Raw genomic sequence first — 15,258 nt, 5'->3', positions numbered from 1 at the left:
GCAGTGAACCGTAAAATTTCAACATCTCCGTCTCAAGTTCTTCGCTGTAATAACCCAAAATTATTCCTTTTCTTTCTTTATCTGAGATTATCCTAATTTGCACAAGTTATTTGTTTTTCATTCCTTATTACTTTTAATTAGATTCTAATTTCTATTTATGAGATTTTATACTTCTGAATTTAGGGGTTGTTTTTCCTTCATGCAGAAGTATAAGCCTAAGTTTTCAGTTGTACTTTAAAAAATACTCCTATGACATATACAATTAACTCCGCCAGAAGCATTTTTCCTAACACCTTAGCTGCTGACGTAGTGCCTGCAACTACTGCAAGATTTAATCAACTTAGCCCTGAAGACCAACTGGCTTGGATTTGGTTTACTTATCTTGAGATGGGTAAAACTGTAACGATCGCAGCGCCTGGAGCCGCAAGTATGCAGTTGGCTGAGTTGACCTTGAATGAAATCAAGAAAATGAGCTTTCAACAGCAAACTCAGGTCATGTGTGATTTAGCTAATCGTGCTGATACTCCAATTTGCCGTACCTATGCTATTTGGTCACAAAACATCAAACTAGGTTTTTGGTATCAACTTGGTGAGTGGATGGAAAAAGGAATTGTTGCTCCGATTCCTGAAGGTTATAAACTGTCAGCGAACGCTTCGGCTGTGTTAGAAACTCTGAAAGGTTTAGAGCCAGGACAACAAATTACGATTCTCCGTAATTCAGTTGTAGATATGGGCTATGACCCCAACAAATTGGGCGATTATACTCGTGTCGCTGAGCCTGTTTTAGCTCCTCAAGAGGTGTCTAAACGTACTCAAGTAAGCATCGAAGGTGTAGACAATTCTACAGTCTTGTCTTACATGAACAACTTGAATGCCAACGATTTTGATGCTCTAATTGCTCTATTTCTCGCAGACGGCGCGCTACAACCTCCTTTCCAAAGACCAATTGTTGGGAGAGATGCAGTGCTGAGATTTTTCAAAGAAGAATGTCAAAATCTGGTGCTTGTTCCAGAAAAAGGTGTTTCTGAACCAGCAGAAGGTGGATATACCCAAATCAAGATTACGGGTAAAGTACAAACCCCTTGGTTTGGTTCTGCTGTTGGTATGAATATCGCTTGGCGCTTTTTGCTTGATCCTAATAACAAGATTTTCTTTGTGGCGATCGACTTGCTCGCATCTCCTAAAGAGTTGGTGAACTTCGCTCGTTAGTTTAGTTATAGCGATTTACGCTTTTGAAATCGGCGGCGCGATCGCACCGCCGATTTTATTTTTATCGTTTTAACTATTGCCTTTTGAAAATATGCAAATGTTTACCTCTCTACAAAAGGTATATCAAGGGGAAAATTGGATTGGATTATTAATAGCCGTAATTATTATTAGTCTATGGTTTTTCAGCCTATTTGAGCTTCTCGCTATTCAAATATCTGATATTTCTTGGTTCTGGTTAATTTTCTCTATTTTGGGACGTACTTATCTCCATACGGGCTTATTTATCCTTGCCCATGATTCAATGCATGGTAACTTAATTCCAAACAACAGAATTCTCAATCACCTAATAGGACGAGTTGCAGTTACAGTTTATGGATTCCTACCCTACGACCATTGCTGTACCAATCATTTTAATCATCATCGCTATCCATCTCAAAGTGGCGATCCTGATTTTTACGGTAGTGTTCCTAATCCAATATTTTGGTATTTCAAGTTCATTCGTGAATATTTTCCAATGCGATCGCTAATCATTTTCTTAGTGAATATGATAATAATTGCTTGGGGCTTAACAACCATTTTCCATGTTGCATTCACAAATTTAATATTTTTTGTCCTTGTTCCACTTGTCTTGAGTTCTTTACAGTTATTCTTTTTTGGTACTTATCTACCACATCACCAACTGTACGAAAATCCTTATTTCTCTCCGCGATTGCAAAGTAGTTACTACTCTAATCTATGGTCATTTTTTAGCTGTTACCATTTTGGTCATTATCATTGGGAGCATCATGAATATCCAAAAACTCCTTGGTATAAGCTTCATAAAATTCATTCCAAATAGAGAAGTCACTTAGCGACCTCTCTATTTTATAGAAATTTCCGATCAAACGAATCACAAATTTTTTTCGGTTCGGGTTTGAGCGCAAAGCGATGTAAACAAAAAAGCATCGCGCTGCGATGCTTTTTTGTTTGATTATGATGTTTGAGCTTTGAGCCATGCCCAAGGCAAGGCAAGCAACTTATTGGAACGAGGCACGAAGGCTCGCCGCATAAATACTTCGTAATTATTATGTTCGATCGCCTTTAAAATATTTCGATACAAAATTAGCGAAGACCAAACTGGCCATCGAGCATCCTTACATAAAGCTGAGATACCATCTTCAGCATGTTGGTAAAACTCACGCGCTCTTTGAATTTGGAAACGCATTAGCTCAGTCCAGCGCTCATCAACCGTACCGCTTAATAAGTCTTTTTCGGTATAGTCAAAATAATGCAGATCCTCAAGAGGCAGATAAATGCGTCCACGCTGAGCATCTTCGCCAATATCTCGCAAAATATTAGTTAGCTGCATTGCTATACCCAAAGCGATCGCGGCTTCAGTTGCCGTAGCAATTACCGATGGATCTTTAGTCTCAAAGCCCATAATTGCTGCTGACATTAAACCGACCGTGCCTGCGACACGATAGCAATATAAATGCAGATCGTCGAAGGTTTGGTAGCGATCGTATTTGAGATCCATCCGCATTCCAGAGATCATGTCTTTGAAAGGCTGAATTGGCATTGGGTAATGCTTGACCGTATCGGCTAGAGCAATATCCGACGCATGGATTGGATCGCCGCGAAATGTCGCCTCCAACTGTTTTTCCCAGCTAAAGAGCGTTTCTGCATCTGTGGTGTCCGCTTGCATCCCATCAACAAGCTCGTCGGTGCGACGACACCAAGCATAAATAGCCCAAACTGCTCGTCGTTTTGCTTGTGACATCAGCATCGTGCCAAGATAAAAAGTCTTGGCATACTTAGCCGTGATACAACGACAAATCTCGTAGGCTTCCTCAAGATTGACTGACTGACAAATTGCCATCGGTTTAGGCACTGACGACAGATGGATTTGACTGGTTTTCGTTAGAGGTTCGACCAAGGACTTTATTTCCAGAAGATTGACTTGCTTTGTGGATTTCCTGTGCTGTTAGCTTACCAGAAAGTACAGCCCCTTCCATACTGCCAAAAAATGGTTGTGCTGTATAGCTACCTGACAGAAAGAAATTAGCAATGGGAGTTGCTTGGGTAGGTCGAAATTTTTCGCGGTCAGGAATTGCAGTATAGATCGATCTTGGAGTCTTAACTACATGGGATTTTAGGACTTTAGCTGGACTTGGTAAATGCTTAGGAAACAGTTTAGCCAGTTCATTTAAGGTTGCATCAATAATTTCACTATTGGGGCGATCAATCCAATCAGCAGCAGGAGCGAAAACCAATTCCAGCATTGACTTGTCTGGATCTGCATACTCTTTGCAAGAGTTGCTCATATCAGAATAAACGCTGAGAAGTGGCGATCGCGAAAACAAGGTGTGATCAATATCTGTAAGCTTGCGATCAAACCAGAGTTGGACGCTGATTACGGGCACACCTTCTAAATGATTTAGTTGTTGAAAAAACGGCATCGATTGCCAAGCGATCGGCATGAAGTCTTTCATTACATCTACAGACATGGCTGACACATAAGCATCGGCAATGATTTCTTGATTTGGTGCGCCGTTAATTCCTCGAATTATGATTTTCTCGACATTTCCGTCGGCTCCCACCACAATCTGCTTTAGTCCTGCGCTAGTATGCACTTCGCCCCCACGATCAATTACATAATCAGCGATCGGTTTACAGAGGCGCTCAGGTGGTGCGCCATCTAAGTAAGCAATTCGTGAACCTTCTTTTTGTTGCAGAAACTTATTTAGAGCGCGTAGGGGAATTGTGGCTGAGATGACATCTGGGTCGATAAATTTAAGAGATTTACAAACAGCAATGAAGATGTCAGTAGTGATGTCTTTACCAATACCATGCATTTCCAGCCATTCGCTAAACGTATATTTATCCATGGACGCTACATATTTGTCACCACGGACGATCGCAGGAATCAAGCCGATCGCAAATCGGATTTTTTGATTCCAACTGAGCATGTCGTTGTTGCGCAGAATCGAGATGATAATGTTGAAAGGCGCTGGAAGGTCAGGGACATCAAACCAAGAGAGTACGCCTGGCTTTTCAGGCTGGTTAAAAATTAAAGCGTGGCGTTTCCATTGCAGACGGTCTAAAATGTCTAGCTCCCCCATAAGCTGCAACATATTTGGATAAGCCCCAAAAAAATTATGTAGCCCTGTTTCGATCCAGTCACCATCCTTATCCTTCCAAGCTGCAACTAAGCCGCCAAGAACATCATTGCGCTCTAGCAAAATCGGCTGATGTCCCAAATCGATTAAATATTTGGCACAGGATAACCCTGCTAACCCTCCTCCAGCGATCGCAACCCGCATATTCTTTCTATACCTGTACGTTAAAATTTTTATGCTTAATTATCTCCATCTTACTTTGCAAAGCTTAATAATTCACTAGTTTTTGCTAGTAAAAGTTTGAGAGGATCTCGCTTTTGTTTTAAGTTAGGGTGGCGCTCACAAAATCATCTTGGCTAGTATGGTAAAAAGTCTCATTGATTCTCCTGAGATATCCCCCACTCCATCTCGAAAATTATGGATGGCAGCAATTAAGTTTCCAATGTATAGCGTGGCGATCGTCCCGATCGCTACGGGTACTGCTGTTGCTTATCGCGATACAGGAGCAATTAACTGGATTGTGTTTTGGGAATTTCTGATTTCCGCAGTTTTGATTTTAGTCTGGGAAAATCTCTGCAATGACGTGTTTGATGCCGAAACAGGTATCGATATCAATAAAGCTCATTCAGTTGTTAACTTGACAGGCAAGAAGAACCTGATTTTTGCGATCGCAAATATTTGTTTACTCCTCGGTATCAGTGGCGTATTAGCGATTTCTTGGCTACAGCAAGATGTCGTTGTCGTCAGTGCGATCGCGCTTTGTTGTTTTCTTGGATATATTTACCAAGGTCCCCCTTTTCGGTTGGGATATCAGGGATGGGGAGAAGTTTTATGCTTTCTTGCCTTTGGCCCGTTAGGAGTATCGGCAGCCTATTACAGTCAAACTAAATCTTGGTCAATCGGATCAATTGCGGCGGCGATCATTGTCGGGATTATTACTAGTCTGATTTTGTTTTGTTCACATTTCAATCAAGTTGACGATGATCTTGCCGCTGGTAAGCGATCTCCTGTTGTGCGTTTGGGGACTAAGCGCGCAGCACAGCTTTTACCTTGGGTTTGTAGTGTCATTTATGCCATTACGGTTATTGCGATCATGCTAAACTTTTTCCCAATCTGGACTGCGATTGTGCTGATTAGCTTACCAATTGCATGGAAATTATGCTCATTTATCAGTGCAAACCATGAACGCGCCGAACTTTTACTCAACTATAGATTTATCGCTGTTGCCCTGCATTTTGTCGTTGGTTCATGCCTTAGTATCAGCTTGATTTTATGAAATTGTAATTCCCATGATTTTGCCGAATAGAATTTATCATTGCTCAGCTAGTACGGCGATCGCTGGTGGTGGAGTTAAAACCTATGTTGATGGCTTGTATGTGGCAATGCCAGATGCATTTGGTGCAGAGATCATTGCTAATCCTAGTGATTATGACCAAAGTAATTTCAAATTGCTGCATATCCATGAAACTAATGCGATCGCTCAGATAAATAATTCCTGTCCTGTCGTTTTTACCGCACATAATCATGATGTTTACTGCGCCAGTGGAACTAAATATCTCCCAGCTAGTAAATCTACCTGCGATCGCCTATTAAATAGTTGGGGTTGTGCTTGGGGGCATTTTGTCGATGGATGTGGCAGTCGTCGCCCTGCAAAGATCCTTGCAAACTTAGAACGTGCAAGTACCGAATTAAATGCTCTAAGAAAACTCGGTATTTTGACAATCGCTAATAGTGATTATGTGCGATCGCAGTTAATTGCCAATGGATTACCAGAATCGCAGGTGGTAACTTTACGTTGCGGTATTGCAGCAACTTCCTATAACCATGAACCATTAACCAGAACTGTCCATGCTCAAAAACGGATTCTTTTTGCAGGCAGAATAGTGCCAGATAAGGGATTAGATTGGTTACTAAAAACGATACCTCTCCTAGATTCTGACATTCATCTTGACATCGCAGGTGAAGGGTGGGCTATGCCTCAAGTTCGTCAGCTAGCGGAGGATTTACAAATTTGCGATCGCATTACTTGGCACGGCTGGTGTAAAAAAGAAAAGTTAGAGGATCTTTACCATCAAAGTTTTGCCGTGATTTTCCCTAGTGTATGGCCCGAACCTGCGGGTTTAGTGACGTTAGAATCATACGTGAGATTTCGGCCTGTGATTGCTAGCGCTGTTGGGGGAATTCCTGAACATATACAGGATGGGAAAACTGGAATTTTAGTTACTCTAAACAATATTGAACAGTTGGCAACAGCGATTAGGGACTTGTCAAATAATTTTGATAAAGCTCGTGAGATTGGTATAGCAGGCAATTCTTTATTTCACTCAGAATTCACTCTTGCTATACATACTCAAAGACTGGCAGAAATTTATGAGTTGGCGATCGCCAAGTTTCATAGGTAATAATAAAAGTCTGCCTTCGGCAGACTTTTATTATTATGCTTGTTTAGATTCTGAGCCATCAATGATGCGCTGGAATAGGTAGCCTGTGCCACGCGCAGTCAAGATTAACTCAGGGTTACTGGGATCTTCTTCCAGCTTTGCCCGTAGACGTGAAATATGGACATCGACTACGCGAGTATCCACATGGCGCTCAGGTGTGTAACCCCAAACCTCTTGTAAGATTTCGGCTCTTGAGAAAGCTTCACCTGATCGCCCGACTAATAGCTCTAACAAACTAAACTCCATACCCGTTAAGCGAATACGCTCATCGGACTTATAGACTTGGCGCTTGTTGGTATCAATCTTGATCGTATTGATATGAATCACCCCAGAACTAGGGATGCCTGATGTGCCATTACGATCAAAGCGTCGCAACACTGAACGAATTCGCGCTTCTAGTTCCTTTGGCGAAAAAGGCTTAACAACGTAATCATCTGCACCTAATTCAAGCCCTGTAATGCGATCGGCGACATCGCCTAACGCTGTCAGCATGATAATTGGAATATCAGATTCTTTGCGCAGCTCTTGACATACCCCGTAACCGTCGAGCTTTGGCATCATGACATCAAGAACCACTAAATCAGGATTCTCTTTATGAAAAACTTCGATCGCTTCTTCGCCATCTGCGGCGGTGACAACCTCGTAACCGATCATCGACAGGCGTGTCTCCAGAATTCGGCGAATACTTGCTTCGTCGTCTACAACTAAAATTTTTTCCTTATGGTTTTCCAAGCCAGTTTACACTCCACTATGTTGCTAGCTGCAATTCAGTAAAATCTTATAGTTTTACATATTTATTTAGCTAAGTTTACAAGAAATCGGTCGTTACAATCCGAAAACAAAACTTAAAGTTTCAGAACAGGCTAAACCTGAATTTTGTATGACTGCGAAGATTTTTTTAGGCTATAAAACGATCCATTTAATTTAGTGATCGTTTAATCCCAAAACATAGAGGGTGTATTGTGATGTCTCGGCTTTCCCGATTTTATGTGGGTGATTGCGATAAAATCATATTAAGTTTTATGCAAAATGAGGATTTTTTCGATCATGACTGAACCAACTCAAGTACCACAGGCTACTGATCCGAAAATGGGATTTAACACTTATGCAGAAAGATTAAATGGTCGAGCTGCGATGATTGGCTTCATCCTTGCGGTAGGGATCGAGTTTGTCACTGGCCAGGGTTTATTGGCATGGCTAGGTATCATTAATCCATAAAAGTCTGTGCAGCGCTTTGCGCTAAATTAAACAGCACATAATTTTTTAAAAGGCTTGCTTTGCGAGCCTTTTAAAAAATTATGTATTTCTCTGATTTCTACAAGTTTTAGTAAAATCTCTAATATGATATCTGGCAAAATCGAGAACTCTCTATACTGGACTGCGGCAATTTTGGGATTAGTTCTCGATCAAGCCTCTAAATATTTAGTCGTGCAATATCTCAAGGGATTGAAATCAGTTCCTTTGATTAATGGTATTTTTCATTTCACCTATGCAACCAATACAGGCGCTGCATTTAGCTTGTTTAGTGGTCAGATTGATTGGCTCAAATGGGTGTCAATGATTGTGAGTTTAGGGTTAGTTGCCTTTGGGGTTTTTGGTAAAAACTTAAATCGATGGGAACAGGTCGGCTATGGCTGTATTTTAGCGGGAGCTGCGGGTAATGGCATCGATCGCTTTGTGGCTGGTTATGTAGTTGACTTTATTGATATACGGATTATTAAATTTGCAATTTTCAATATTGCTGATGTCTCGATAAATGTTGGTCTAGCTTGTTTAGCGATCGCTGTTTTATTTGTCACTAAACCATCAAAGCAAAAAAAGCTAGAGTGATCACTTCGCGCTCAATCTAGAAATTTTTATTATAAAAATTAGTTGCGATCAAAGCCAACCGTAGGCTGACTCTTATCACAACTAATTTTGGGCTTTAGAGCGTGAAGCGCTATATTTCTAATTAGAAGTTATTAAGAGACTTAGCAGCATGGCAAATTCCCCAAAAATTGTAGTCGTCACCAATGGTAAGGGGGGGGTAGGTAAAACAACGACAGCGATCGCCTTAGCAGGTATCTTGGCACAGGAAGCTAAAGTATTAGTTGTAGATGCTGATATTCAAGGAAGCTTGTCTTGGTGGGTCGGACGTAGCGAGAAAGGCATGGGCTTTGATATTGCTAAAGAAATCGATCCAACCCATTTAAGAAAATTGCCGAAACTTAGCAGTTACGATCTAGTATTGGTAGATACACCGCCTGCACTTCATTCCCATGCCCTAGCTACAGTTGTAGCGATCGCTGATTATTTGGTTTTGCCCAGTCCACCTGCTCCGATGGATTTAACTGCTCTCATCGATACTGTCAAAAGTACCGTAAGACCTGCTCAAGTTCCCCATCGGGTTCTATTAACCCGTGTTGATCCTCGATGCCTCAATGAAGCACTTGAGGCTCAAAATACTTTACAAGAAGTCGGAGTACCTGTTTTTCATGCTTTTGTGAGAGCTTACAAAGCTCATGAGCGCGCTGCTCTAGATGGGAAATTAGTTACAGAATGGAAAGGTAAAAATGCTAGAGAAGCAGAAGCAGACTATAGACGTGTAGTTGATGAACTGAGGCGAGATATTTTAAGGTAATGCACATGAGAGTCCGCCGTAGGCGGACTCTCATGATGCAAACAGCTGTTTTATAGAACTAAATAAAAAAATAATGTCAACTAAAAAGAAAGTCGGAATTTCAGATTTATTGCGTGATGAAGTTCAGAAAGAGACTGAAGCTCCAGCTAAGAACGATGCAACTGAACAAACTATCGAAGTAAAAGCAGAAACTGTTGCTGAGTCAGTCAGCAAAGCTTCTATTCGTCCTGAACTTAATGCTGTAGCTAAACCTCCAAGTTTGGACGATCGCACAAAAGCAAAAGTTTTTGATCTAGAGCTATCACTCACTCAATCTCGACAAAGAGAAACTGAACTGTCGCAAACTATAGCTGATTTGCAAAAAGATTTGAAATTTAGCCATACTAATATCGAGCTTTTGCAAAAATCACTAGCAGCGATCGAGAGTCTCAAAAATGAATTAGATCAACAACTCGTGGAAGTCAAACGCGATAATTTGCGCTTAGCCGAAGCGAATATTCAACTTTCGGAGCAGATCAAGACTTTAGAATCAACCAAAGAATTAGCTCAGCCCCCTATAGTCGAGCCTCCTATTTCTTCGCAATTGGTGTCGCAAAGCCCTCAGAACAATAGAGCAACTCCTCGCAAACAGCCTGTTGAACAGCCCTACCCCCATCGCGATCGCAATCCCTATGCGCGTCCAACTGGCTCTAACGAACAGTTACAGCGCATAAACAATAAAAATATTGGTTGGATGGACTAAACCTCAAAAAGTAATGCCAAATCAAGAAATGGCTACGCCATTTCTTGATTTTAAAACTCTTACTAGGTTTAGTTTTTAATTCACAAAAGTGTTGTCACACTCTCGTGTAGTGGGATAAAGGGGGCGCTGTGTGTCCCCTTTACTTTTGGCGAAATGGTATTAGCTCAAACTCAAAACCCCAAAGTAGAGTTGCGGCGCAACTCTACTTTGGGGTTTTGGGTTAATTGTTGCAAAATAAATTAAATGTAACATTATGCCCAAATTTAAATCATATGCGCTAAACTATTGACCGTAAGGTAAAAGTATTTATCGGTTGTAGTAATTGTTTTCTGTACTGGCAGTTTTTTTCTGTTTCATCGTGACAAGCTTCTCTCCGACATCTCTATCTCTACATACTCATTGAATTCTTGGAGAAAGCATAATGTCTATTTACGTTGGTAACTTGTCCTATGAAGTTACTCAAGACCATTTAAAGCCTGTTTTTGAAGACTACGGCAAGGTCACACGTGTTCATTTCCCTACTGATCGCGAAACTGGTCGCGCTCGCGGCTTTGCATTTGTAGAAATGAGTGCTGATGCTGAGGAAGATGCAGCCATCACAGCGCTAGACGGTGCTGAGTGGATGGGTCGCGTACTCAAAGTCAACAAGGCTAAGCCTCGCGAGAATAATGACTCGTTTGGCGGTGGCAACAGAGGCGGTGGCGGCGGCGGTCGCGGCGGCTATAACAAGTCTGGCGGCGGCGGTGGTCGTTACTAAATCTTGTTTTAGAACGTACAGCGTCCTAAAAGAATATTAGTATTCAACTGCAAGCAAAAATAGAGGAGAAAACTAAGTTTTCTCCTCTATTTTGCTATGCTATGCAAAAGTATGCAGGCTTAATGCAGGTTTGGCATGGATTTATTGCAACCATTAGGAATTGTTGTTCAGGGTTCTTTAAGCGACGGTTTAGAAGTTCGACTAAATGGCGAGATTTCCGTCGAAGATATGCGCGTCGGTAAGTTTCTGGTGGTGCATGGTCGGCATACGCGCTTTTTTTGCATCCTCACCGATGTCACTCTTGGTACGGCTAGCCCCCGTATTCTGATGAATCCGCCTGATCCTGAGAATACTTTTTTAACCGAAATTTTGGCAGGTACGGGGACTTTTGGCACGATCAATTTAACGCCAATGTTAATGTTTGTTCCTGCAAATCCTTTTGACCTCATTACTCAGCGAGCTACTAGTCAGAATAGCGATCGCATTAAGAAAACCAAGCGGAAGAAATCACCAGCCTATGAAACTGTCGAAGAAATCAGTGATTTCCAACTCTTGCCTGTAAAGACGATCCCCAGTCACTTTTCGCAGGTGTTTGATGCGACTGAGCGAGATTTTCGGATTGTATTTGGTTGGGAAGATGATCCCCATAAACGGAACTTTGCGATCGGGCAGCCAATTGATATGCCTGTACCAATTTGCCTTGATCTCGATCGCTTTGTAGAGCGTAGTAACGGCATCTTTGGCAAATCAGGAACTGGTAAATCTTTTTTGACGCGCCTATTACTATCAGGCATAATCCGAAAGCAAGCGGCGGTGAATTTGATCTTCGACATGCATTCAGAGTATGGGTGGGAAGCTGCAACTGAAGGCAAAAGATTTAGCACCGTTAAAGGTTTACGGCAGCTATTTCCTGCACAGGTGCAGATTTATACTCTCGATCCAGACTCAACTAAACGGCGGGGAGTGCGCGATGCTCAGGAGCTTTACATCAGCTACGACCAAATCGATGTCGAAGATTTGATGCTAATTCGTGAAGAATTAAATCTCTCCGAAGCTAGTTTGGAAAATGCGATTATTCTACGGAATGAATTTGGGAAAAGTTGGATTTCGCGATTACTTGCTATGACAAATTCCGAAATTCAAGAATTTTGCGAACAGAAAATGGGGAGTAAATCCTCGATTATGGCGCTCCAGCGTAAACTCACAAGGCTTGATGATCTCAAGTATTTACGCCCAACCTGTCCCGAAAACTACATTAAGCGCATTCTCGATTCGATCGCAGCAGGGAAACATATCGTAATTGAGTTTGGTTCGCAATCAAATCTACTTTCCTATATGTTGGCGACAAATATCATTACAAGACGGATTCACCATTCTTATGTGCAACAGGCTGAGCGATTTTTGCAGACTAAAAATATTTGCGATCGCCCCCAGCAGTTAACGATTACCATCGAAGAGGCCCATCGTTTTCTGGCTCCGAATACGGCTAGACAGACTATTTTTGGGACGATTGCTCGCGAGATGCGGAAATATTTTGTGACTTTGCTAATTGTCGATCAGCGTCCTTCAGGAATTGATAATGAGGTAATGTCCCAAATTGGAACCAGAATTACGGCGTTGCTCAATGATGAGAAAGATATCGATGCAATTTTTACTGGTGTAGCGGGCAGTGGTAATTTACGAACAATTTTGTCAAAACTAGATTCTAAGCAGCAAGCTCTAGTTCTCGGTCATGCAGTGCCAATGCCTGTCGTGGTGCAAACTCGTCCCTATGATGAAACTTTCTATCGCGAGATCGGTGAAGTGCCTTGGGAAGAAATTTCGACTCCAGAAGTTTTACGAGTTGCAGAGGCGGCTAAAGCAGATTTAGGATTTTGAATCGATGTAAGCACAAGATTGTCATCGCATTGAAGACCGCATCTAGTCTCACGCAAACCCATGTGCTTCCAAGCATCTAAGCTAGTTTACTGGATGGGAATTTAAACTAATAGATAATTTATTCTATTTGCTCACCTTTAGCCAGCCAAACACCTGCTCTACAGTCAAATTTAATTCTGTTTCCAGAAAATTAGGCACAAGCAACTTCTGAGTAGCATTTATTTCGCTGTTGATTTCGATTGGTTGGCGATCGCGCTGAAATATTAACAGCGATCGCTCTTTGGGAAATAGTAACCATCCCATCTCTGTACCATGTTTGAGACAGTGCAAAATATATTACCAATCACTCGCATCGGTGCTTGTTCTGGCGATAAAATCTCAATCACCCAATCTGGATAAATAGAAAATACATTCTCAATTTCTCCTTCCGCATTAATAGGCAACCTCTCCCATCGAAACACTGCCACATCTGGCACAATTGACTTTCCACCAAAGGTACAACGCAATTCTGGTAAAGCTAAAGCTATTTGTTTGTCTTCAGTTACAGCATTAACGGTATTACAAAATTTAAGCTGAAGGCGAGAATGTTGACCTTGTGCCATAGGCTTTTGATAAATGGAACCGTCAATATACTCACTAGCGGGCTTCGTTTCTGGCTGAGTCAGAAAGCGATCGAGTGTTATTGAGGGAATACTCTGTGTGGCTAGGGTCATGGTTAATCAACAATCATTGACGCTGACTTTTATTATACTGATGAAATATTGGTATTGAAAAAGACTCATTTGGCTATATCTTTCAGCGATCGCATTTCTATATAACAAAATCTATGATATACCTATTATATAGGTTAGATAAGCTTTATAGTAGGTATATATATTTAAGCTGAAAGACATGCTGAAAGAACTTTTTGGTGGTAAAGCACCTGAGCAGGTTTTGCTATATCTTGCCAATTATGACGAAGGGTATGGAAAGGCGATCGCTGATACCTATGGTGTTGCTTTGAGTACTGTACAAAAACAACTCCAAAAGTTTGAAGATTCAGGATTGCTGGTGAGCCGTTCGGTAGGAAAAACTCGCCTCTATACATGGAATCCGCGATCGCCTTTTGTAGAACAGGTCAAAATGCTGTTAGCTCAGCGTCTCAAGTTAACACCTGAAGAAGAAATAAAAGCTTATTACCGTCAACGTCGTCGTCCTCGCCGAGCAGATAAACCTCTTGTTAATCCACGAAGACTTAACCCTAGTTGAGATTGCAGCAATTGTATCTGACGCACTCACCACAGCAGGTATAACGGCTGTGCTGTCGGGTGGTGGTGTGGTGACAATCTATTCAGAGAATGAGTATCAATCGGACGATCTTGATTTTATTTCTCCTGCTGATTCTAAGAGTTTGACAGAAATTATGGTTAAACTAGGATTTAGTAAACAGGGTAGACATTTTGAACATCCTAATACCTATTATTTGGTAGAGTTTCCGCCATCACCCTTGATGATTGGTGAGCAGTATGTTGACTATCGAGAATGTACTGTGCAGAAGGTAGGAGAATTGGAGCTTCACATTCTTACGCCAACTCTGTGTGTGATGGATAGATTAGCTGGTTTTTACCATTGGAGAGATAGCCAAAATCTTGATCAGGCTGTGATGGTTGCTAAGCGGCATCTAATTGATTTGGATAAGGTAAAGGCATGGTCGAAGAAAGAAGGAAAAATTGATAGGTATCAAGAGTTTATAGATAGTCTCAAATCTAGCAGTTAAATTTTCAGTAAATCTTACATGTGGTTAGCAGGAATATTAAAGCGATCGCACAATGAACTCTATCCCGTTCTCCAAATCCTAAAATCTCTTGGAAAGTTAAACTAATGGATAAGTTCATTCTACTTTCCCACTTTTAACCAGCCAAATACCTGATCTACAGTCAAATTTAATTCTGTTTCCAAAAAACTAGGTACAAGTAATTTCTGAGCAGAATTTATTTCACTATTGATTGCGATGGGTTGGCGATCGCGCTGAAATATCAATAGTGATCGCTCCTTCGGAAATAGCAACCATCCCATCTCTGTGCCATGTTTGAGGCAATGCAAAATATTACTGATGACTCGCATCGGTGCTTGTTCTGGCGATAGAATCTCAATCACCCAATCTGGAGAAATAGAAAATACATTCTCAATTTCTCCTTCCGCATTAATAGGCAATCTCTCCCATCGAAACACTGCCACATTTGGCACAATTGACTTTCCACCAAAGGTACAACGCAATTCTGGTAAAGCTAAGGCTATTTGTTTGTCTTCGGTTACAGAATTAACGGTATTACAACAAAATTTAAGCTGAAGTCGGGAATGTTGACCTTGTGGCATGGGCTTCTGATAAATCAAACCGTCAATATACTCACTAGCAGGCTTCGTTTCTGGCTGAGACAGAAAGCGATCAAGCGTTGTTGTGGAAGCACTACGTTTAGCAAAGGTCATCTTAGGTTGTCATTTGGAGAAAGGTTATAATTTTTTAGAAATTATCG

At 41.4% G+C, this 15,258-nt stretch carries 16 protein-coding genes and 1 pseudogene; 12 read left to right on the top strand and 5 right to left on the bottom strand.

Annotated features, from left to right (window positions below; all coding sequences use genetic code 11):
- The first annotated feature begins 249 nt into the window (after window positions 1–249).
- Entirely contained in the window at window positions 250–1,209 is a 960-nt protein-coding gene (locus PseudUWO311_RS09020; RefSeq protein ID WP_142654922.1) for an orange carotenoid-binding protein, read from the top strand.
- A gap of 97 nt (window positions 1,210–1,306) precedes the next feature.
- Window positions 1,307–2,047: a fatty acid desaturase gene (locus tag PseudUWO311_RS09015; protein WP_190303441.1), complete on the top strand. Its 741-nt coding sequence runs from the start codon at window positions 1,307–1,309 to the stop codon at window positions 2,045–2,047.
- Window positions 2,048–2,179: 132 nt separating this feature from the next.
- Here the strand turns inward: PseudUWO311_RS09015 and PseudUWO311_RS09010 are convergent, their stop codons facing one another.
- Window positions 2,180–3,067 carry a phytoene synthase gene (locus PseudUWO311_RS09010; RefSeq protein ID WP_142654927.1) on the bottom strand — a complete coding sequence of 296 codons (888 nt, stop codon included), beginning with the start codon at window positions 3,065–3,067 and terminating at the stop codon, window positions 2,180–2,182.
- 4 nt (window positions 3,068–3,071) lie between these two features.
- Window positions 3,072–4,511 (bottom strand): 15-cis-phytoene desaturase, encoded by a 1,440-nt coding sequence (gene pds / locus PseudUWO311_RS09005; protein ID WP_142654920.1) that lies wholly within the window; start codon window positions 4,509–4,511, stop codon window positions 3,072–3,074.
- Between the two features lie 157 nt (window positions 4,512–4,668).
- Here pds and menA point away from each other — a divergent pair, with 157 nt between their 5' ends.
- Together menA and PseudUWO311_RS08995 are read left to right on the top strand one after the other, a co-directional pair.
- The gene (gene menA / locus PseudUWO311_RS09000) at window positions 4,669–5,583 is read left to right on the top strand and encodes a 2-carboxy-1,4-naphthoquinone phytyltransferase (RefSeq protein WP_142654919.1); all 915 of its coding nucleotides are present in this window, start codon (window positions 4,669–4,671) and stop codon (window positions 5,581–5,583) included.
- 13 nt (window positions 5,584–5,596) lie between these two features.
- On the top strand, window positions 5,597–6,709 hold the full coding sequence (locus tag PseudUWO311_RS08995; RefSeq protein ID WP_142654918.1) for a glycosyltransferase family 4 protein: 1,113 nt from the start codon (window positions 5,597–5,599) through the stop codon (window positions 6,707–6,709).
- A gap of 33 nt (window positions 6,710–6,742) precedes the next feature.
- On the opposite strand, the gene rpaB is transcribed toward PseudUWO311_RS08995, so the two are convergent.
- Window positions 6,743–7,480, bottom strand: a complete 738-nt coding sequence (gene rpaB / locus PseudUWO311_RS08990; protein WP_103668290.1) for a response regulator transcription factor RpaB — start codon at window positions 7,478–7,480, stop codon at window positions 6,743–6,745.
- A 315-nt stretch (window positions 7,481–7,795) separates the two neighbouring features.
- Between rpaB and PseudUWO311_RS23970 the strand changes: the two genes are divergently transcribed.
- The 6 genes from PseudUWO311_RS23970 to PseudUWO311_RS08965 all read left to right on the top strand — a co-directional run bounded on the left by PseudUWO311_RS23970 (window position 7,796) and on the right by PseudUWO311_RS08965 (window position 12,745).
- Entirely contained in the window at window positions 7,796–7,966 is a 171-nt protein-coding gene (locus PseudUWO311_RS23970) for a hypothetical protein (RefSeq protein ID WP_190303440.1), read from the top strand.
- Window positions 7,967–8,089: 123 nt separating this feature from the next.
- Window positions 8,090–8,578 (top strand): signal peptidase II, encoded by a 489-nt coding sequence (gene lspA / locus PseudUWO311_RS08985; RefSeq protein ID WP_142654917.1) that lies wholly within the window; start codon window positions 8,090–8,092, stop codon window positions 8,576–8,578.
- Window positions 8,579–8,726: 148 nt separating this feature from the next.
- On the top strand, window positions 8,727–9,368 hold the full coding sequence (locus PseudUWO311_RS08980; protein ID WP_142654916.1) for a ParA family protein: 642 nt from the start codon (window positions 8,727–8,729) through the stop codon (window positions 9,366–9,368).
- Between the two features lie 73 nt (window positions 9,369–9,441).
- Window positions 9,442–10,110, top strand: coding sequence for a hypothetical protein (locus PseudUWO311_RS08975; protein ID WP_142654915.1), 669 nt, complete (start codon window positions 9,442–9,444; stop codon window positions 10,108–10,110).
- A gap of 421 nt (window positions 10,111–10,531) precedes the next feature.
- Entirely contained in the window at window positions 10,532–10,867 is a 336-nt protein-coding gene (locus PseudUWO311_RS08970) for an RNA recognition motif domain-containing protein (RefSeq protein WP_103668295.1), read from the top strand.
- Window positions 10,868–11,002: 135 nt separating this feature from the next.
- The gene (locus tag PseudUWO311_RS08965) at window positions 11,003–12,745 is read left to right on the top strand and encodes a helicase HerA domain-containing protein (protein WP_142654914.1); all 1,743 of its coding nucleotides are present in this window, start codon (window positions 11,003–11,005) and stop codon (window positions 12,743–12,745) included.
- Window positions 12,746–12,868: 123 nt separating this feature from the next.
- On the opposite strand, the pseudogene PseudUWO311_RS08960 reads toward PseudUWO311_RS08965, so the two are convergent.
- Window positions 12,869–13,458 (bottom strand): annotated as a pseudogene (locus PseudUWO311_RS08960) (Uma2 family endonuclease).
- A 178-nt stretch (window positions 13,459–13,636) separates the two neighbouring features.
- Here PseudUWO311_RS08960 and PseudUWO311_RS08955 point away from each other — a divergent pair.
- On the top strand, window positions 13,637–13,993 hold the full coding sequence (locus PseudUWO311_RS08955; RefSeq protein ID WP_142654913.1) for an ArsR family transcriptional regulator: 357 nt from the start codon (window positions 13,637–13,639) through the stop codon (window positions 13,991–13,993).
- Window positions 13,962–14,501, top strand: a complete 540-nt coding sequence (locus tag PseudUWO311_RS08950; RefSeq protein WP_142654912.1) for a hypothetical protein — start codon at window positions 13,962–13,964, stop codon at window positions 14,499–14,501. The genes PseudUWO311_RS08955 and PseudUWO311_RS08950 overlap by 32 nt, the downstream gene beginning before the upstream one ends.
- 119 nt (window positions 14,502–14,620) lie before the next feature.
- On the opposite strand, the gene PseudUWO311_RS08945 is transcribed toward PseudUWO311_RS08950, so the two are convergent.
- The gene (locus PseudUWO311_RS08945) at window positions 14,621–15,211 is read right to left on the bottom strand and encodes a Uma2 family endonuclease (RefSeq protein ID WP_142654911.1); all 591 of its coding nucleotides are present in this window, start codon (window positions 15,209–15,211) and stop codon (window positions 14,621–14,623) included.
- Window positions 15,212–15,258: the final 47 nt, after the last annotated feature.

Origin of the sequence: Pseudanabaena sp. UWO311 (assembly GCF_006937785.1) — a bacterium.
Taxonomy (GTDB): Bacteria; Cyanobacteriota; Cyanobacteriia; order Pseudanabaenales; family Pseudanabaenaceae; genus Pseudanabaena.
This window is presented reverse-complemented; position numbering and strand designations above follow the sequence as displayed.